Origin of the sequence: Streptomyces sp. WAC07094 (genome assembly GCF_036320405.1) — a bacterium.
GTDB classification, from domain to species: Bacteria; Actinomycetota; Actinomycetes; order Streptomycetales; family Streptomycetaceae; genus Streptomyces; species Streptomyces lannensis.
The window spans coordinates 5,765,424-5,784,062 of record NZ_JAVMJZ010000001.1; the positions used below are offsets into that span (position 1 = coordinate 5,765,424).

The 18,639-nt window shown below is 70.7% G+C and carries 19 protein-coding genes; 6 read left to right on the forward strand and 13 right to left on the reverse strand.

Annotated elements, in window-relative coordinates; genetic code table 11:
• Positions 1 to 2 precede the first annotated feature (2 nt).
• The gene (locus tag RCR19_RS25420) at positions 3 to 614 is read right to left on the reverse strand and encodes a tetratricopeptide repeat protein (protein ID WP_331267227.1); all 612 of its coding nucleotides are present in this window, start codon (positions 612 to 614) and stop codon (positions 3 to 5) included.
• A gap of 319 nt (positions 615 to 933) precedes the next feature.
• On the opposite strand from RCR19_RS25420, the gene RCR19_RS25425 reads away from it, so the two are divergent.
• Positions 934 to 1,725 (forward strand): EI24 domain-containing protein, encoded by a 792-nt coding sequence (locus tag RCR19_RS25425; RefSeq protein WP_331267228.1) that lies wholly within the window; start codon positions 934 to 936, stop codon positions 1,723 to 1,725.
• Here RCR19_RS25425 and RCR19_RS25430 read toward each other — a convergent pair.
• Positions 1,712 to 2,977, reverse strand: coding sequence for a pyroglutamyl peptidase (locus RCR19_RS25430; protein ID WP_331267229.1), 1,266 nt, complete (start codon positions 2,975 to 2,977; stop codon positions 1,712 to 1,714). The genes RCR19_RS25425 and RCR19_RS25430 overlap by 14 nt on opposite strands.
• Before the next feature lie 148 nt (positions 2,978 to 3,125).
• Positions 3,126 to 3,704, reverse strand: a complete 579-nt coding sequence (locus tag RCR19_RS25435) for a TetR/AcrR family transcriptional regulator (RefSeq protein ID WP_331267230.1) — start codon at positions 3,702 to 3,704, stop codon at positions 3,126 to 3,128.
• Between the two features lie 102 nt (positions 3,705 to 3,806).
• Between RCR19_RS25435 and RCR19_RS25440 the strand changes: the two genes are divergently transcribed.
• On the forward strand, positions 3,807 to 6,263 hold the full coding sequence (locus tag RCR19_RS25440) for a glycoside hydrolase family 3 C-terminal domain-containing protein (protein WP_331267231.1): 2,457 nt from the start codon (positions 3,807 to 3,809) through the stop codon (positions 6,261 to 6,263).
• Between the two features lie 76 nt (positions 6,264 to 6,339).
• Here RCR19_RS25440 and RCR19_RS25445 read toward each other — a convergent pair whose 3' ends face one another.
• The gene (locus RCR19_RS25445) at positions 6,340 to 7,350 is read right to left on the reverse strand and encodes an aldose epimerase family protein (protein WP_331267232.1); all 1,011 of its coding nucleotides are present in this window, start codon (positions 7,348 to 7,350) and stop codon (positions 6,340 to 6,342) included.
• 10 nt (positions 7,351 to 7,360) lie between these two features.
• Positions 7,361 to 8,263 carry an SGNH/GDSL hydrolase family protein gene (locus RCR19_RS25450; protein WP_331267233.1) on the reverse strand — a complete coding sequence of 301 codons (903 nt, stop codon included), beginning with the start codon at positions 8,261 to 8,263 and terminating at the stop codon, positions 7,361 to 7,363.
• Between the two features lie 240 nt (positions 8,264 to 8,503).
• Between RCR19_RS25450 and RCR19_RS25455 the strand changes: the two genes are divergently transcribed.
• Positions 8,504 to 8,998, forward strand: a complete 495-nt coding sequence (locus tag RCR19_RS25455) for a DUF3145 domain-containing protein (protein ID WP_059131417.1) — start codon at positions 8,504 to 8,506, stop codon at positions 8,996 to 8,998.
• A gap of 79 nt (positions 8,999 to 9,077) precedes the next feature.
• Here the strand turns inward: RCR19_RS25455 and fabF are convergent, their stop codons facing one another.
• From fabF to fasR, 5 genes are all read right to left on the reverse strand, one after another.
• The gene (gene fabF, locus RCR19_RS25460) at positions 9,078 to 10,349 is read right to left on the reverse strand and encodes a beta-ketoacyl-ACP synthase II (protein ID WP_331267234.1); all 1,272 of its coding nucleotides are present in this window, start codon (positions 10,347 to 10,349) and stop codon (positions 9,078 to 9,080) included.
• Between the two features lie 122 nt (positions 10,350 to 10,471).
• Positions 10,472 to 10,720 carry an acyl carrier protein gene (locus RCR19_RS25465; RefSeq protein ID WP_043440034.1) on the reverse strand — a complete coding sequence of 83 codons (249 nt, stop codon included), beginning with the start codon at positions 10,718 to 10,720 and terminating at the stop codon, positions 10,472 to 10,474.
• A 103-nt stretch (positions 10,721 to 10,823) separates the two neighbouring features.
• A complete protein-coding gene (locus RCR19_RS25470) occupies positions 10,824 to 11,855 on the reverse strand; it encodes a ketoacyl-ACP synthase III (RefSeq protein WP_331267235.1) in 1,032 nt (343 codons plus the stop codon).
• A gap of 16 nt (positions 11,856 to 11,871) precedes the next feature.
• A complete protein-coding gene (locus tag RCR19_RS25475) occupies positions 11,872 to 12,786 on the reverse strand; it encodes an ACP S-malonyltransferase (protein ID WP_331267236.1) in 915 nt (304 codons plus the stop codon).
• 89 nt (positions 12,787 to 12,875) lie between these two features.
• The gene (gene fasR, locus RCR19_RS25480) at positions 12,876 to 14,081 is read right to left on the reverse strand and encodes a fatty acid biosynthesis transcriptional regulator FasR (RefSeq protein ID WP_331267237.1); all 1,206 of its coding nucleotides are present in this window, start codon (positions 14,079 to 14,081) and stop codon (positions 12,876 to 12,878) included.
• Between the two features lie 84 nt (positions 14,082 to 14,165).
• Between fasR and RCR19_RS25485 the strand changes: the two genes are divergently transcribed.
• The gene (locus tag RCR19_RS25485) at positions 14,166 to 14,819 is read left to right on the forward strand and encodes a pirin family protein (protein ID WP_331269551.1); all 654 of its coding nucleotides are present in this window, start codon (positions 14,166 to 14,168) and stop codon (positions 14,817 to 14,819) included.
• Positions 14,820 to 14,828: 9 nt separating this feature from the next.
• Here RCR19_RS25485 and RCR19_RS25490 read toward each other — a convergent pair whose 3' ends face one another.
• Positions 14,829 to 15,650: a serine hydrolase domain-containing protein gene (locus tag RCR19_RS25490; RefSeq protein ID WP_331267238.1), complete on the reverse strand. Its 822-nt coding sequence runs from the start codon at positions 15,648 to 15,650 to the stop codon at positions 14,829 to 14,831.
• Between the two features lie 10 nt (positions 15,651 to 15,660).
• A complete protein-coding gene (locus RCR19_RS25495; RefSeq protein ID WP_331267239.1) occupies positions 15,661 to 16,140 on the reverse strand; it encodes a GNAT family N-acetyltransferase in 480 nt (159 codons plus the stop codon).
• Between the two features lie 95 nt (positions 16,141 to 16,235).
• Here RCR19_RS25495 and RCR19_RS25500 point away from each other — a divergent pair, with 95 nt between their 5' ends.
• Positions 16,236 to 16,712: a MerR family transcriptional regulator gene (locus tag RCR19_RS25500; RefSeq protein ID WP_059131409.1), complete on the forward strand. Its 477-nt coding sequence runs from the start codon at positions 16,236 to 16,238 to the stop codon at positions 16,710 to 16,712.
• On the forward strand, positions 16,709 to 17,743 hold the full coding sequence (locus tag RCR19_RS25505) for an aldo/keto reductase (protein WP_331267240.1): 1,035 nt from the start codon (positions 16,709 to 16,711) through the stop codon (positions 17,741 to 17,743). Before RCR19_RS25500 ends, RCR19_RS25505 begins: the two co-directional genes overlap by 4 nt.
• Here the strand turns inward: RCR19_RS25505 and RCR19_RS25510 are convergent.
• Positions 17,740 to 18,594: a DUF4429 domain-containing protein gene (locus tag RCR19_RS25510; protein WP_331267241.1), complete on the reverse strand. Its 855-nt coding sequence runs from the start codon at positions 18,592 to 18,594 to the stop codon at positions 17,740 to 17,742. The two genes, RCR19_RS25505 and RCR19_RS25510, sit on opposite strands and share 4 nt — an antisense overlap.
• Positions 18,595 to 18,639: the final 45 nt, after the last annotated feature.

Genomic DNA, 18,639 nt, shown 5'->3' on the forward strand with positions numbered 1-18,639 from the left:
GGCTACCTGCCTGAGGTCTCGGTGGATTCGGAGCCGGCTTCGACGGAGTCCTTGAAGGGCTTCGGTACTTGGGAGCGCAGGGAAGGGTCGAGGTCGACGGCGTGCTGGTAGGCGTCCTGTGCCTTTTTGTCGAGGCCCTTGATGGCCATCGTCTCGCCGATCTGGAAATAGGCGGTGGAGGCCTTCGGGTTGACGGAGACGGCCCGCTGCAGCAGTTCGAGGGCCCGGTCGGGGTCACTTTTCTTCAGCAGCAGGGCTTTGTTGAAAAGAGCCGACGTGAACGACGAGTCGGCCTTCAGAGCCGAGTCGTACGCCTTGAGGGCATCGGCTCGTCGGCCCTCCCTCTCGGCCACGACGCCCATGTTGTACCAGGCGAGTTTGTTGTGCGGGTCCAACTTCAGGACGCGTTCGAAGGTGGCTTTCGCACCGTCGAAGTCCTGGTACTGCACCTGCAACAGACCTGCCTGCATGAGCGCGTCGGCCTTGAGTGCGGTACGGGGCGCATCGTCGGACTTGGCCTCCGGAGCCTTGGCCGGCTGCGACATGATGGCCCAGGTGGCTGTTCCTGCGGCGACCGCGACCGCTGCGCCGACGCCTGTCCACAATCTTTTCACTTGTCACATCTCAGGGAGTCGGGATGGGTTCCGGCTGCGTGAGGAGCCCGGTGGACGACCCCGGGTGTGATGGATTTCGGTGGTCGTCATGGCGGCCAAGGTAACGATGCGTCCGATATGTCGTCATCTGCCGTAGGTGATCAACTGCCGCAGACCACCCGAACGTACGTATTCAGAGCGGGCGGAGTGATACCGGACCGTGAATTCCGTTGTATTAAAGGGTCATTAGCAAAGGCGCCGGTTCATTTCGCCGCAGTCCGGCCCGTACTGCCGTGACACCCGCGCGGGGCAGTGCGAGCGTCTCGGTAAAGTGCTTCCCATGCGTGATCTCGGGGTGGGATTCGGTCGTCTTCTGTCGGGTCAGCGATGGGTGGCCCGGCACGGCAGGCAGTACGGCATCGGCCTGCTGCCGGGGCTGATAACCCTCGTCCTGTACGCGGCGGCGCTGTTCGCCCTGGCCGTGTGGGGCGAGGACGCCGTGACCTGGGCGACGCCGTTCGCCGACGGCTGGCCGAGCCCTTGGCTCGGCCTCTTCCGCGGCTTCCTCACGGCCGTGCTCTTCGCACTCGCCCTGCTGCTGGCCGTGCTCACCTTCACCGCCGTCACCCTCGTCGTGGGCCAGCCGTTCTACGAGAGCCTCTCGGAAACGGTCGACCGCGACGTCTCGCCGGACGGCACGGCCCCGCAGTCCGGTCTGCCGCTCCACCGCGAACTGTGGATATCGATCCGGGACAGCGCCCGCATCCTCGTCCGCGCCATGGTCTGGGGCGTTCTCCTCTTCGCCCTCGGCTTCATTCCGTTCGTCGGCCAGACCGTCGTGCCCGTGATCGGCTTCTTCGTCACCGGCTTCTTCCTCACCGAGGAACTCACCGCCATCGCCCTTCAGCGCCGCGGGGTGGAACTGCGGGAGCGCCTCGCGCTGTTGCGCTCCCGCAAGCTGCTCGTCTGGGGTTTCGGCACGCCGCTCGGCCTTGCCTTCCTCGTCCCGTTCGTCGCCGTGTTCCTGATGCCGGGCGCGGTCGCGGGCGCCACGCTGCTGGCCCGCGACCTGCTCGGTGAGGAGACGGCCGGGGAGCGGGAACCCGAGGGGGAGCAGGTCACCCCCGCCTGAGACCGGATCCGGAGAGGGAGTTCGCCGCCACCGTCACGATCGCCCGGACCTGCGCGATGATGTCGACCCGGTTCCGTACGAACTCGGGGTCGGTGACCGTCCCCGTCGCGGGATCCGTGTTCCCTGCCCCGAACTGCAGGACCGGTGTGTGGACATGCCCGCCGGGCAGGGTCCCGTGCAGTCCGAGCCGGTCCCGCAGCAGCGTCGCCCGGTACGCGATCTCGTTGGAGAGATAGTCGCCGCCCCCTCCTGCCCGCGCCGTCGAACCCGGGGTCGGCCCGTCCGCCCGTACGACGGCAGTGGTGCCACCCGCCGGGATCTCGGTGACCTCCGTGTGGTCGTAGACGGGGAAGCGGCCGGTGTCCGCCGCGACGATCGCACGATACGGAAGGGTCGTCGACGTCCACTGAGGCTGTGTGGCCGGGTGGGCGACCGGGACCGTGCCGGTGCTGCCGACGTTGTTGTTGTCCGGGAAGCCGCCCCGCCAGGCCCCGTTGGTCCGCTCGACGTCGAAGCGGCCGACTCTGCCCTGACTCACGGTCGTGAACAGGTCGACCTTCGGCAGGTACGGGCGCAGCGACCGCTCCACCGTCATGTCGGCGAAGTCCTGCCAGCGCACGGGGAACACCATGGTCTCGATGCGCGCGGGACCGTCCGCAGTCCGGACCGTGGTGCCGTCCAGGGCGAGCGCGCCGGCCCCCGAGGGGTTCGAGATCCGGATGTCCCGGTCCAGCGTGAACGGGTCGAACCCGGTGAGCAGGATCCGCTTCACACCCCCGCCCTGCGGGTACCGGACGCCGTCCTGACCGCGCGAGGTGGTCTCCAGCTCCGACAGCAGCCTCGCGCGTCGCCCGTCGGACAGGCCGAAGCTCGGCTCCCAGGACCGTACTTCCCGGGTCATCGCCAGTCGTGCCCAGTACAGCGGCCGGTCGTCGTCGCGGCTCAGGTCCCCGCCCAGCGGCCCTCGCCCCTGCGCCCGGTCGACGGCCCGCTGCCACAGCCGTGATCCCTGCCGGGTGACGACGCGCTCGGCCTGTGCGTAGGAGCGGCTCCTCGCCAGTGCCCGGGCGAACTCGGGTGCGACGGAGGCGAATCCGGATCGCCTGAGGATCTCTTGCGGAACGGCGCCGTCGAGCCGCTGTTCCTCGACGGTCGTGGTGGGGGCAGGGCCGGCGGTCGCGGTCTGCGTGACAGCCAGTCCCGCGAGCAGGGTCAGTCCCAGGACGCCGAGCCGAACACGTCGGTAGATCAAGGGAGTTCAGGTCCTTCCGGTCGCAGTGGGGTGCGTGGTGCCGGACCGTCGCAGTATCGCGTGAGGGAAGCGGTGGATGCCATGGGGCGGGAGCCGGTGCGGCGGTGCCGCCGCACCCCGTTCCGGCCGGACGTGAAGGGGCTGCCCCTTATTCCGCCTCGCCGAGGAGCAGCAGGAAGTCCCGGAACGCCGCCGGCATGTCCACCGAGTCCGGGTCGAGCAGCCACTGGTACTGCAAGCCGTCCATCACCGCCACCAGCAGGGGCGCGGCGCGCTCCGGGGTCAGGCCGCTCGGCAGCCGGTCCCCGTACTCGGAGCGGAGCGTCGCCGCCATGCTCGACCGCACATCGCGGTACCGCTCGGTGAAGTAGCCGCGCGCGGGATGCCCCTCGGTGACGCTCTCGCCGAGCAGGGCCGAGAACGTCTGCACTATGCCGGGCCGCATCGCGTTGTACTCCACGAGGGCGGCGAGCAGTTCCAGACGCCAGCGGCCGTCCGGGACGGCGTCCCACTGATCGCGTTCCTTGAGCACCGCGACCAGCAGTGTGTCCTTCGTCGGGAAGTAGTGCAGCAGCCCCTGCTGGGTCAGGCCCACCCGCTCGGCGACGGCGGCCATGCTCGCGCCGCGGTAGCCGCGCTCGGCGATCACCTCCAGGGCGGCGCGCACGATCTCGGCGCGCCGCTCCTCGTTCCTGGCCCGGGCCGTCATGGCGTCACCGTACGGCATGCGACCCCTCGTCATATTGCGGCGGGATAACAAAACCTACCGCTCCACAGGCATCGGGTGCACGATGGAGACCGCCGATGGCTTTCGACTAGGAGGTGCCGCATGGCGAGGACGGCAGCCAGGACAGCGAAGACCCCGCAGGACGAGGCGCGTGAGGCCGTGGTCGAGGCGGCCCTCGGCAGGCTCGGGCTGGACGCGAAGGCCCGGCTGCTGGCCGGCCAGGACATGTGGTCCCTTCCCGCCCTCCCCGAGATCGGCCTGAAGTCGCTGGTGATGTCCGACGGCCCGATCGGCGTCCGCGGAGTGCGCTGGACATCCGACGACCCGTCCGTCGCACTGCCCTCCCCGACCGCCCTCGCCGCCACCTGGGACCCCGGCCTGGCCCACCGCGCCGGTGTCCTCCTCGCCCAGGAGGCCCGCCGCAAGGGCGTCCACGTCCTTCTCGCGCCCACGGTCAACCTGCACCGCTCCCCGCTGGGCGGCCGGCACTTCGAGGCCTACAGCGAGGACCCGTACCTGACCGGACGGATCGGCACCGGATACGTCCAGGGCGTACAGTCCGGCGGTGTCGGCACCACGGTCAAGCACTTCGTCGCCAACGACGCCGAGACCGATCGCTTCACCGTGAACAACGTCGTGGACGAACGCACCCTGCGCGAGCTGTATCTCGCGCCCTTCGAGGCCATCGTCACCGGCGCCCGGCCCTGGGGCATCATGACCGCCTACAACACGGTCAACGGCACGACGATGACGGAGCACGGCCGCCTGGTGGACGAGGTCCTGCGCGGCGAGTGGGGCTTCGACGGTTTCAACGTCTCCGACTGGACGGCGGCCCGCTCGACCGCCGGCGCCGTCGAGGGCGGTTTCGATGTCGCCATGCCCGGTCCGCGCACCGTGTACGGCGAGGCCCTCGCCCGGGCCGTGCGCGACGGACAGGTCGAGGAGGCCAGGGTCGACGAGGCCGTGCGCAACGTCCTCCGGCTCGCCGCCCGCGTCGGCATCCTGGAGGGCGCCGAACCCGTCGTGACCCGTCCTCCCGAGCAGGTCGACGGCGAGGCCCTGGCCCGTGAGACGGCCCGCCGCTCCTTCGTGCTCGTGCGCAACGAGAACGCCGCGCTCCCGCTGCGGCCGCACGGCACCCTCGCCCTGATCGGCGCCGCGGCCCGAGACGCCCGTGTGCTCGGCGGCGGCTCCGCGACGGTCTTCCCGCCCCGGATCGTCTCGCCGCTCGACGGTCTGACCGCCGCCCTCCCCGAAGGCAGTCTGAGGTATGCCGTCGGTGCCGACCCGACCACCGAACTCGACGTGGCCGACCAGGGCTTCTCGTTGCGGGCGGTCTGCCGTGACGCCGGGGGGAACGTCCTCGGCACCGGGTCCGCGCCCACCGGGCACATCCAGTGGATGGGTTCCGACCTCCCCGAGGGCGTCACCCACGAGGCACTGCACAGCGTCGAGCTCACCGGAACGTTCACGCCCCGCGAATCCGGCCCGCACATCTTCGGCGTCAAGGGCGTCGGCGCGTTCCGCCTCGTCGTCGACGGAACGACCCACTACGACGACGTCCAGCGCCCCGCCGTGGAGGGCAACCCCTTCGAGGCGCTGTCCGGCGCGCCGGTGCCGCGCGCCCGGGCCGAACTCACCGCCGGGACGACGGTCGAGGTATCCCTCACCCATGTGGTCGAGTTCCCCGACCGCATCCCGATGAAGGTCGTCGGATTCACGCTGGCCCACCAGGAGCCGCAACGCGACCCCGACGAGCTGATCGCCGAGGCGGTCGAGGCAGCCCGCGACGCCGACACCGCCGTCGTCGTGGTCGCCACCACCGAGCGCGTGGAGTCCGAGGGATTCGACCGCACGGACCTCCGGCTCCCCGGACGGCAGGACGACCTGGTGCACGCCGTCGCCGCCGTCAACCCGAACACCGTCGTGGTCGTCAACTCGGGATCCCCGGTGGAGCTGCCGTGGCGTGACGACGTCGCGGCCGTGCTGCTGAGCTGGTTCCCCGGCCAGGAGGGCGGCGCCGCGCTCGCCGACGTCCTCACCGGCGCCCATGAGCCCGGCGGCCGGCTGCCCACCACCTGGGGGCCACTCCAGGACACCCCGGTCACCGAGGTGGTTCCGCAGGACGGCGAACTCCACTACACCGAGAACGTGTTCATCGGGTACCGCGCCTGGGAGAGGGCGGGCCGGGAGCCCTCGTACCCCTTCGGCCACGGCCTCGGCTACACCGACTGGGCGTACGAGTCGATCGAGGTCGAAGGCACGACGGTCAAGGTCCGCGTCCGCAACGCGGGCTCACGGCCCGGGCGCGAGGTCGTCCAGGTCTATCTGGGCCCGGCCGAGCCGGACCCCCTGCGCCCGGTGCGCCGGCTGGCCGGTTTCGCGGGCGTCGAGGCGGCCCCCGGGGAGAGCGTCGACGTGGTCATGGAGCTACCGCGGCGGAGCTTTGAGATCTGGGACCAGGTTTCGAACGTGTGGTCGTTTGTGAAGGGTTCGTACGAGGTTGCGGCAGGGCGCTCGATCGCGGACCGCCGCGTCACGGTGACGATTAACGTCTGACCCGGGAGAAGCCCTCCACGAGCAGCCCCGGTCCGGGACCTGACCCCTGGATCGGGGCTCGTGGCGTACTGCGGCGCTAGTCGCGGGTGCCGAAGCCGTACACCGTCTGCGAGCGGTAGAGCTCTCCCGGCCGCAGCACCGTGCTCGGGAACTCCGGGCGGTTCGGGGAGTCCGGGAAGTGCTGCGTCTCCAGTGCGATCCCGTCGCCCGGTGCGAACGGGGCACCGAGGTGGTCCCCGGTGTAGAGCTGGAGACCGGGCTCGGTCGTGGCGACGGTGAGCACCCGCCCGGACGCCGGGTCGTACAGCTCGGCCACCTGCTCGGGCGCGGTGGTCACTCCCTTGTCCAGTACGAAGTTGTGGTCGTACCCCGGACCCGCCTTGCGTGGCGTCCGGAAGTCGAAGCGGGTGCCGGCCACCTTCCGGAGCTCGCCCGTCGGGATCAGCTCCTCGTCCACCGGAGTGATGCGCGAGGCCGAGATCCGCAGCTCGTGCCCGCCCGTGTGCCCCGAACCGGCCAGGTTCCAGTACGAGTGGCTGGTCATGTTGACGACGGTCGGCGCGTCCGTGACCGCCTCGTACGCGATCCGGAGCGCACCCCCCGGTCCGAGGGTGTACGTCGCGGAGACCTCGAGGCGGCCCGGAAAGCCCTCCTCGCCGTCCGCGCCGACCCGGGACAGCCGTACGCCGTGCTCGACCGGCTCCACGTCCCACACGCGCTTGTCGAAGCCCCGCGAACCGCCGTGCAGCGAGTTCGGTCCGTCGTTCGGCTCGAGCGTGCAGGCACGGCCGTCGAGCGGGAAGCGGGCGCCCCCGATGCGGTTGGCGTAACGCCCGATCAGCGCCCCCAAGAACGGCTCGGGGTGGGCGAGGTAGCCCTCGAGGTCCGGAAAGCCCAGGACCATCTCCGCCGAGCGGGGTTCCCCGCTGGCGGCCCCGCTCGAGCGCTCGGACCCCCGCCGGTCCGGGACCTGGACCGACTGCACGATCCCGCCGTACGACAGGATGCGCACCCGCACCCCGTCCCGCTCCAGCGTCCAGCGGTGGACCGGTGTGCCGTCGGGAAGTGTGCCGAAGAATTCGCTCATGCGGGAAACCCTAGGTCACCGGGTCTTTCGCGGTGATGGTGCGGTAGGCGATCTCCGCCAGCCGCGCCTGGCCGTTGCGGCTCGGATGGAACCAGTCCCACTGGCTCAACTGATCGGTGCCGAAGCGGTAGTCGAAGACGGCGTTTCCGTCGAAGCGGCACCGCCGGTCCTTCCCGCACACGTCCTTCAGGACCCTGTTGTAGGCCTCCACCCGGGCCTGCACCTTGGCGCGCCGGTCCGTGGCCGCCGCGTCCAGGGCGTCCGCGTTGCCCAGCATCGACGGGCAGATGCCCAGCTTCCACACCTGCTTGCCGATCGGGCTGGTGCGGCCCTGCGACCACAGCCGCTTCAGGTTCGGCACGCTGGAGACGTACACCTGCGTCCTGGGCAGCTCCCCGCGCAGCGCGTCCATCGCCTCCTTGAACTGGGCGCGGAAGTCGGTGACCGAGGTCATCGCGGAGACGGTGGAGCGGCAGGCGTCGTTGGCGCCCGCCATCACCGTCACCAGTTCCGGCTTCCGTTGTGCCGCCTGCTCCATCTGTGCGGCGAGATCGGACATCCGGGCCCCGGTCACCGCGAAGTTCCAGCTGTTGAGCGAGGCCCCGCTCGCCCCGAGGAGCCGTACCGCGAGGCTGTCGACGTGGGCGTCGCTGCCCGTCGCCCACGACACCTCGGGGCAGTCGGACAGCACGGTGCAGGCGTCGAAACCGCGGGTGATGGAGTCGCCCACCGCGGCGATCGAGCCCGGGTAGCGGTCCCAGAGCGGCGAGGGCCTCGGGGACGGCTTCGGCTGAGTGGTGGTGGACCGGGGAGAGGACTCCTCGCCGCCGCTCGCGTCGCACGCCGCGAGCCCCAGGACGGCGGCCGCCGCGAGCGCCACGCCGGCGCGCGAGCGGTGGCTTCGCTTCCGCATCCCTGGTCCCCTCGTTCGTGGTCCACCACCGGCCGGTCGGTGGACGCCGTCGTTCGGCAGCGCTTCGAACACGCTGGGCCGGTCCCGCGTCTTCTTGGGTGAAACCTCGGTGTTCGGTGCCGTCGGGACCGACGGTACGTCACACTCCTTGCGCCGCCGCACGGTAGCCTCGCCCCGTGGCCGCCCCGCCACGCCCGTTCCGTAAAGTTACAAGATGTCGCGGTCTGCCCGGAGGTTCAGGTGACGACACGTGGAGTCCTGTACGTGCACTCCGCGCCACGCGCACTGTGCCCGCACGTCGAGTGGGCAGTCGCGGGCGTGCTGGGCACGCGCGTCAACCTCGACTGGATCCGGCAGCCCGCCGCACCCGGCACCTGGAGATCCGAGTTCTCCTGGCAGGGCGAGGCCGGCACGGCGTCCAAGCTGGCCTCCGCGCTGCGCGGCTGGCAGCTGCTGCGCTTCGAGGTGACGGCGGAGCCGTGCCCGACCGCGGAGGGCGAGCGCTACAGCTGCACCCCCGACCTCGGCATCTTCCATGCGGTCACCGGCATCCACGGCGACATCCTGATCCCCGAGGACCGGCTGCGCGCCGCACTGGTGCGCTCCCAGCGCGGCGAGACGGAGCTCGAGGCCGAGCTCGCCAGACTGCTGGGCAAGCCGTGGGACGACGAGCTCGAGCCGTTCCGGTACGCGGGGGAGGGCGCGCCGGTGCGGTGGCTGCACCAGGTCGTCTGAAGGCCGTTCCCCGACAACGTCTGAAACGACGGAAGGGCCCCCACCGGGGGCCCTTCAGCGTGTCGGGTGACGGTCCGCGTCAGATCGTGCGGAACGCCAGGACGACGTTGTGGCCGCCGAAGCCGAACGAGTCGTTCAGCGCCGCGATACGGCCCTCGACCGGCAGCTTGCGGGCCTCGCCGCGCACGATGTCGGCACTGGCCTCGGCCTCGGGGTCGAGCTCGCGGACGTTGATGGTCGGCGGGGCGACCCGGTTGTACAGGGCGAGGACCGTTGCGACCGACTCCACACCGCCCGCACCACCGAGGAGGTGACCGGTCATCGACTTGGTCGCGGAGACCGCCATGTGGTCGGCGTCGTCACCGAAGACCTTGCGCAGCGCCTTCAACTCGGCCACGTCACCGGCCGGAGTGGAGGTGGCGTGCGCGTTCACGTGCACGATCTCGGCCGGGTTCAGGTCGGTGTTGTCGAGCAGGTTCTGCAGGGCGTGCGAGATGCCGCGGCCCTCGGGCTCCGGCTGGACGATGTCGTGGCCGTCGGCGGAGATGCCCTGACCGACCGCCTCCGCGTAGACGCGGGCACCGCGCTTGGCGGCGTGTTCGGCCGATTCCAGCACCACCACGCCCGCGCCCTCGCCCAGGACGAAGCCGTCCCGGTCGACGTCGTAGGGACGCGAGGCGCCCTGCGGGTCGTCGTTGTTCTTGGACATCGCCATCATGTTGCCGAACGCGGCGATGGGCAGCGGGTGGATCGCGGCCTCCGTACCGCCGGCGACGACGACGTCGGCGCGGCCGGTGCGGATCATCTCGATGGCGTAGCCGATGGCCTCGGCGCCCGACGCGCAGGCGGAGACCGGGGTGTGCACGCCGGCCCGGGCGCCCACGGCGAGGCCCACGTTGGCGGACGGGCCGTTCGGCATCAGCATCGGCACGGTGTGCGGGGAGACCCGGCGAACGCCCTTCTCCTTCAGCACGTCGTACTGATCGAGCAGGGTCGTCACACCGCCGATGCCGGAGGCGATGACCGTGCCGAGGCGGTCGGGGTCGACGGCGGGGTCCTCACCGGCCTTGTCGGTGAAACCGGCGTCCGCCCAGGCCTCCTTGGCGGCGATCAGCGCGAACTGCGCCGAGCGGTCCAGGCGGCGGGCCTGGGGACGCGGGATGACCTCGGACGGCTCCACGGCGATCTCGGCGGCGATGCGGACCGCCTGCTCAGCGGCCCACTCATGCTCGAGGAGGCGGACACCGGACTTGCCGGCGACCAGGCTCTCCCAGGTAGAGGCCGCGTCGCCACCCAGCGGTGTGGTTGCGCCGATACCGGTGACGACCACGGTGCGATTGGTCGAGCTCACGGGAATTCTTTCTCCAACGTATACGAGGATTCGGCGGCGCCACCGCCGGGTGGCGGGGCAACGGCCCGCTGGACAGGCCGCAGCCCGTCATCGGGCTGTCGTCTGCCCAGGTGATCGGTTGATCAGGCCTGGTGCTTGAGGATGTACTCGGCGGCGTCACCGACGGTCTTGAGGTTCTTGACGTCGTCGTCGGGGATCTTCACGTCGAAGCGCTCCTCGGCGGCGACGACGACCTCGACCATGGACAGCGAGTCGACGTCCAGGTCGTCGGTGAAGGACTTGTCCAGCTGGACGTCCTCGGTGGGGATCCCGGCGATCTCGTTCACGATCTCGGCGAGACCGGCGACGATCTCTTCCTGGGTGGCGGCCATGTCAGGCGCTCCTTCGTATGTATCCAGAGGGTGTGGCGCCCGCCGCGTCAGCGGCAGGGGTGTGCAGTTCCCGTGCCGGACCGCATGATCCGGCACGGAGTGCCTAGGGGAGGGTAACGACCGTCGCTGCGTACACGAGACCCGCCCCGAAGCCGATGACGAGCGCGGTGTCGCCGCTCTTCGCCTCGCCGGTCGCCAGGAGCCGCTCCATCGCGAGCGGGATCGAGGCGGCCGAGGTGTTGCCGGTCGTACGCACGTCGCGGGCGACCGTGACGTGCTCCGGCAGCTTGAGAGTCTTCACCATCGAGTCGATGATCCGCACGTTGGCCTGGTGCGGGATGAAGACGTCCAGGTCGTCCGCGGTGATCCCGGCCGCGTCCAGCGCCTGCTGGGCGACCTTCGCCATCTCGAACACGGCCCAGCGGAAGACCGCCTGACCCTCCTGGGTGATCGCGGGGAACTTGACGTTGCCCTCGCTGTCGACCGGGAGCTTGGAGACATCGCCGAGCCTGAACTCGTTCCACGACACGGTCTGCTTGATCGTCTCGGACTTGTCGCCCTCCGAGCCCCAGACGGTCGGGCCGATGTGCGGCTCCTGCGCCGGGCCGACGACGACCGCGCCGGCGCCGTCGCCGAACAGGAAGGCGGTGGCACGGTCCTCGAGGTCCGTCAGGTCGGAGAGCCGCTCCACGCCGATGACGAGGACATACTCCGCGGACCCCTCGACGATCATGCCCTTGGCGAGCGTGAGGCCGTAGCCGAAGCCCGCGCAGCCGGCCGAGATGTCGAAGGCGGCGGCCTTGTCCGTACCGAGCCTGTCGGCGATCTCGGTCGCGATCGCCGGGGTCTGGCTGAAGTGCGAGACGGTGGAGACGACGACCGCGCCGATCTGCTCGGCGGCGATCCCTGCGTCGGCGATCGCCTTGCCGGACGCCTCGACCGACATCGCGGCGACGGTCTCCTCGTCGTTCGCCCAGTGGCGGGTCTCGATGCCGGAGCGGGAGCGGATCCACTCGTCGGAGGAGTCGATCTTCTCCAGGATCACCTCGTTGGGCACGACCCGGACCGGGCGGTAGCCGCCCACTCCGAGGATGCGCGCGTACGGAGCGCCCTTACGTGCCTTGATCTTCGACATGCTCTGGGGCTCCTAATCAGGCGCTGTGCTCGGCTACGAGGTCGCGCGCCGCGTCGAGGTCGTCGGGGGTCTTCAGGGCCAGGGTCGCGACGCCCGGAAGCGCGCGCTTGGCGATGCCGGTCAGGGTGCCGCCGGGGCACACCTCGATCATCGCGGTCACGCCCAGCTTCTCGAACGTCTCCATGCACAGGTCCCAGCGGACCGGGTTGGCGACCTGGCCGACCAGGCGCTGGAGCACCTCGGACCCGGTGTCGACGACCTGTCCGTCCTTGTTCGAGACGTACGCGACCCGCGGCGCGGCGGGCGTGAGCGCCTCGGCGGCCCGGGCGAGCGCGTCGACGGCGGGCGCCATGTGGTGGGTGTGGAACGCACCCGCCACCTTCAGCGGAACGACGCGCCGTACACCTTCGGGCTTGTCCGCCTCCAGGGCGGCGAGCTGCTCCAGGGTTCCGGCCGCGACGATCTGTCCGGCACCGTTCACGTTCGCCGGGGTCAGGCCCAGGCCCTCCAGGTGCGGGATCGTGGTCGTGGGTTCGCCACCGAGCAGCGCCGACATGCCCGTGGGAGTGATGGCGGCGGCCTCGGCCATGGCCAGCCCTCGCCGGCGCACCAGCGTCAGGGCCGCCGTCTCGTCGAGAACGCCCGCGAGGACGGCGGCGGTGATCTCTCCGACGCTGTGGCCCGCGACGGCACCGGGGACCGTGTCACCGAGTGCCGCGGCGGACAGCAGACCGGCGGCGACCAGCAGCGGCTGGGCCACGGCGGTGTCGCGGATGGCATCGGCGTCGGCCTGGGTGCCGTAGTGGGTGAGGTCGAGCCCGATGGCGTCCGACCACGCGGCGATACGGTCGGCGGCACCGGGCAGTTCGAGCCAGGGAGTCAGGAAGCCGGGCGTCTGGGCGCCCTGGCCGGGAGCGACGAGTACGAGCACTCTCACACTCTCTCTTGGAGACGGCCACGGCCGCCCGTGGGGACAGGGACGAAGAACAGCAGGGGGTTTTGTGGGCCCCCGACAAAAGACTAGGTCTGCTGATCCCCCTCGGTGAGCCGTCCCAGGATCAGCGCGATCCGCAACGTGAACGCGGAGCGTACATCAGAGGGCGACCAACCGGTGACGTCAGTCACACGTCGGAGCCGGTAGCGCACGGTGTTCGGGTGAACGAACAGCATTCGGGCGGCACCCTCGAGACTCGACGCCTGCTCGAGATAGACGCTGAGGGTCTCCAGAAGCGCGGAGCCCGCCTCCTCCAGCGGTCTGTAGATCTCCTCCACCAGTTGCTCGCGGGCACTGGGGTCACCCGCGATCGCGCGCTCCGGGAGCAGGTCGTCCGCCAGTACCGGGCGCGGTGCGTCCTGCCAGGCGGAACACGCCTTGAGGCCCGCGGCGGCGGCCTGCGCGGAGCGGGTGGCGGCGAGCAGATCGGGTACGACGGGGCCGGCGACCACGGGCCCGGCGGCGAACGGGCCGATCAGTGACCTGGCTACGGCGAGCGGGTTGTCGCTGCCGCCGGCGATCACCACGAGCCGGTCGCCCAGTACCCCCGTGAGGACCTGGAGCTTGGCGTGCCGTGCGGCCCGCCGGATGGCCTCGACCGTCAACTCGCTGTCACCGTCGGGCGCCGTTCCCAGCACCACACACACATGTTCGGGCGAATTCCAGCCGAGCGCCGCGGCCCGGCTGACGGCTCCCTCGTCGGCCTCGCCGCTGAGCACGGCGTTGACGACCAGTGACTCGAGCCGGGCGTCCCAGGCACCGCGTGCCTCGGCGGCCTGCGCGTAGACCTGGGCGGTGGCGAAGGCGATCTCGCGGGCGTACACGAGGAGCGCCTCGCGCAGCACGGACTCGTCGCCCGGAGCGGCCACCTCGTCGATGGCAGACTCCATGACCTCGATGGTGGTCCGCACCATCTCCACGGTCTGCCGGAGGGTGATGGCGCGCGTCAGTTCGCGCGGCGCGGTGCCGAAGACATCGGTGGAGATCGCCTGGGGCGCGTCCGGGTGCCGGAACCACTCGGTGAAGGCGGCGATGCCCGCCTGGGCCACGAGACCGATCCAGGAGCGGTTCTCCGGCGGCATGGCCCGGTACCACGGCAGGGTCTCGTCCATGCGTGCGATGGCCTGCGCAGCGAGGCTTCCGGAGGACTTCTCCAGCCGCTTCAGGGTCGCGGCGTGGGGATGGACGGAACGTACCGTGTGGTCTGCGTGGCTGGCTTCGGGTTCGGGCACGGGGACAAGACTGCCTTATCGGGCCGGGAGCGTGCGGTGGGGGTCCAGGAGGGCGGGAAGGACGGGACTACGGTGGTTGCCGTGATGGACGTACGGCGCTCCGGCGAGCGCTACCGGGGAGGGGACCCGGTCGCCGGGATCGAGTCCCTGCACGCCTTCAGCTTCGGTCCGCACTACGACCCCGACAACCTCCGCTTCGGCGCCGTGATCGCCTGCAACGAGGAGCGGCTCGCGCCCGGGGCGGGCTTCGACGAGCACCCGCACAGCCACACCGAGATCGTCACATGGGTGGTGGAGGGCGTCCTGACCCATCGCGACTCGACCGGCCACGCTTCGGTCGTCCGGCCCGGAGACGTCCAGCGGCTGAGTTCGGCGGGCGGTGTGCGCCATGTGGAGCGCAACGACGCCGACGTCCCGCTCGTCTTCGTCCAGATGTGGCTGGCGCCCCTGGAGCCGGGCGGTGAGCCCGCGTACGAGGTGGTCCACGGCATCGCGGACTCCACGCCGTACGCGGTCCCCCAGGCGGGAGCGATGCTCCATGTACGCCGCCTCGGAAAGGGGGAGCGCACCGCGGTGCCGGACGCGGCGTACGCCTACGTCCATGTGGTGCGCGGTGAAGTGCACCTGGGCGGTGCGGAGTTGGGATCGGGCGACGCGGCGCGGATCACGGACGCGAAGGACATGGAGGCCGTGGGCCTGACGGAGGCGGAGCTGCTGGTCTGGGAGTTGGCGGGGTAGCCGGGCGCCTCAGCCCCGCAGTTCCGCCAGCACCGCGTCCGTGAACGGCGTCCACGCCTCGGCGGCCCACGGTCCGAACGCACGGTCCGTCAGCGCCACGCACGCCGCGCCGGCGTCCGGGTCGATCCACAGGAACGTGCCCGACTGCCCGAAGTGACCGAACGTCCGCGGCGAGGACGAACCACCCGTCCAGTGCGGCGATTTGGAGTCCCGGATCTCGAAGCCGAGCCCCCAGTCGTTGGGGTTCTGGTGCCCGTACCCCGGCAGCACGCCCTTTGTGCCCGGGTACTGCACCGTCATCGCCTCCGCCACCGTCCGCGGGTCCAGCAGCCGGGGCGCCTGCACCTCGGCCGCGAACCGTACGAGGTCGGCGACCGTCGAGACACCGTCCTTGGCCGGGGAGCCGTCGAGGCTCGTCGAGTCCATGCCGAGCGGCTCGAGGAGAGCCTGGCGCACGTACTCGAAGAACCGGATGTCCGTCGCCTTCGCCACATGATCGCCCAGCACCTCGAACCCGGCGTTCGAGTACAGCCGCCGCTCCCCGGGTGCGGACGTGACGCGGTGTTCGTCGAACGCCAGCCCGGAGGTGTGCGCGAGGAGGTGCCGGACCGTGGCGCCGGGCGGCCCGGCGGGCTCGTCCAGCTCGACCGCCCCCTCCTCGTACGCCACGAGCACGGCGTACGCGGCGAGCGGCTTGGTGACCGAGGCCAGCGGGAAGCGGTGGTCGACCGGGCCGTGCGTGCCGAGCACGGTGCCGTCCGCGCGGACGACCGCCGCGGCGGCGTTGGGGACGGGCCAGTTCTCGATCAGCGCCAGACTCTGCAGGGACATGCCTCCGACACTATGCGCTTCCCAGCTGCAGCCGCATCGAGGGGTCCGGCTTGCGGACGAAGCCCAGCGACGCATAGAGGGGTTCGGCCTCGGCGGAGGCGTTCAGGTCGACCTGGCGCACGTCCTGCGCGCGGAACCAGTCCAGCAGCGTCTCCATGCAGGCGCGTGCATAGCCCCGGCGGCGCGCGTCCGGGTCGGTGGCGACGCTGAAGACGTGCCCGACCAGCCCGTGGGGATTGCCCAGTCGGCCGATCCGGTACTCGACGGTCCCGGCCACCAGCGCGGCCAGCGCCCCCGGCCGCTCGGGATGGTCGATCACGAACGCGACAAAACCGCCCTCCGGGTCCTCGAGCCGGTGGCGCACGGTGGGCAGGGACTCCTTGTGCCAGTGTGTGGAGGAGTCGGTGGAGAAGACCGAATCGATCATCACCTGGCGCAGTCGCAGCAGTTCTTCGGCGTCCTCGGGCACGGCCCGGCGTACGAGACTCATGGGGCGCACGCTAGTTGCACCCGGCCGACGGGGCTCGGCATTTTCCCCTTGTTCCGCTTGCCTGGAGTGCACTCCAAGGTTTTAGCGTGGGGTTCATGACGGTGATGGAGACCTTGACCGAGGCGGCCGACAACGGGACCGACATCTGCTCCGTACCGCCCGGGAGGCATCCCCGTCCCGACGGGCAGGACAGCTACACCATCAGCGAGGTCGTCGCCTTCACCGGACTGACCGCGCACACCCTGCGCTGGTACGAGCGGATCGGGCTCATGCCGCATGTCGACCGCTCGCACACGGGCCAGCGCCGCTACTGCAACGCCGACCTGGACTGGCTCGACCTCGTCGGCAAACTGCGGCTCACCGGTATGCCCGTGGCCGACATGGTGCGCTATGCGGAGCTGGTGCGCGCCGGCGACCACACGTACGGCGAGCGCTACGAACTCCTGGAGGCGACCCGCAGGGACGTGCTCGCACGGATCGCGGAGCTCCGGGACACCCTCGCGGTGCTCGACCGGAAGATCGACTTCTATGGGGACGCCGGACGTGCCCTGGCGTCGGAGAGGCCCCGATGACGGACAGCGGGATCGCGAAGGCGCGGCTCGGCGCTGACGGGCCGCAGGTGGGGGTGCAGGGCCTCGGCTGCATGGGCATGAGCTGGGCCTACGGTCCCTCGGACGCCGGGGAGGCGCGCGCCACCCTGGAACGGGCGCTGGAGTTGGGCGTCACGCTTTTCGACACGGCGGACGCCTACGGAGCGGGGGAGAACGAGAAGTTCCTGTCGCCCTTCTTCAAGCGGCACCGCGACGAAGTGGTCATCGCCACGAAGTTCGGGATCTCCTCCTCGCCGGACGAGCCGTACAAGCGGATCATCCGCAACGACCCGCAGTACATCCGCCAGTGCGTCGAGGCGAGCCTCGAGCGACTGGACGTCGAGGTGATCGACCTCTATTACATGCACCGGCGCGATGTGACCGTTCCGATCGAGGAGACCGCCGGCACCATGGCGGAGCTGGTGCGCGAGGGGAAGGTCAGGTACCTCGGGCTGAGCGAGGTCACGGCCGGTGAACTGCGCGCGGCCCACGCGGTCCATCCGATCGCCGCCGTGCAGTCGGAGTGGTCGTTGTTCAGCCGGGACATCGAGGCGAACGTGTTGCCCGCGGCCAAGGCGCTCGGCGTGACCCTGGTGCCGTACTCGCCGCTGGGGCGCGGCTTCCTCGCCGGTTCCTTCTCCAACGCCGACACCGACCTCACGGACCAGGACTTCCGCCGTACGATGCCCCGCTTCACGGGGGAGAACGCGGCCGCCAACGTGGCGTTGCTCGAGCCGATCCGGACCGTCGCCGAGGCGCACGGCGCCTCGCCCGCGCAGATCGCCCTGGCCTGGGTCCAGCAGCAGGCGGCGGTGCACGGGCTCCCGGTGGTCCCGATCCCGGGCACCACCAGGCGCACTCGCGTCGAGGAGAACGTGGACGCGACCCGCGTCGTGCTGACCGCCGACGAACTGGGCCTCCTGGAACCGATCGCCGCGAAGGTCGCCGGCGACCGCTACCCGGACATGACGTTCTCCTCGGCCGGCCGGGAGCAGAGGACCCCGCGGCCCTAGAGTTCCGCCAGCAACTCCGCCTTCTTCATGGAGAACTCCTCGTCCGTCACGAGCCCGGCCTTGTGAAGTTCCCCAAGATGGCGGATCCGTTCGGCGATGTCCGCCGGGTCGCGCCGCGCGACCGGGACCGCCACCGGACCCGAGCCCGCGGCACGGACGGCGGCGAGCACGGACGCGGCGAACGGCAACGACTCGTGCACGGGGCCGTAGCCGAGGCCGAAGACCACGGCCGCCGGGTCCTGGTCCGGCTGGGCCGGCTGTGCGCCGCCGGCGGGATCACGCTGCAGCAGCCGCAGATGGCCCTCGAAGACCTCGGGGGAGCGCCACTCGACGCCGCCGAGGCCGGTGACCGGGAAATTCTGGTCGCCGGCCTTCCACTTGGCGGACGACGCGCCCGTCCAGAACCAGCGGAAGGACACCGACGTGCCGTCGAAGGAAGCCTTGCCGTCGTACGCCTTGAACTGCACGGGTGCCTTGGGCGGGTCGACCAGGAACCGCTCCGCCGGCTGACCGTCCCCGCTCAGCCGTGCACGCAGCTCGTCGGCGTAGTACTCGGCGAGGGTCTCGCGGTCGGCGGGCAGAACCAGCCGATACGGGTCGGAGGACTCTTTCAGCTGTCCCGCCGCCGCCTCCATCAGCGGGTCCGCCCCGGGCCTGGGCACCGCGTGCAGGACCACGGTCCCGCGCTTGCCCTGAGTCAGTGTGACCCCCGTGATCGCCTCCAGGGGGACACGGCGTTCACCGAGCGTCTGGAACAGCTTCGGTGTGCGAATACCCCGTTCGAAGCGGATGAGCACGGAGTCGGACTCGAACTCCCAGGCGGCATGAAATCCGGCCAGTACGTCACCCATGCGGCTCATCGTATGCGGCACGTGCTCCTCCGTCGCCTCCCCTGG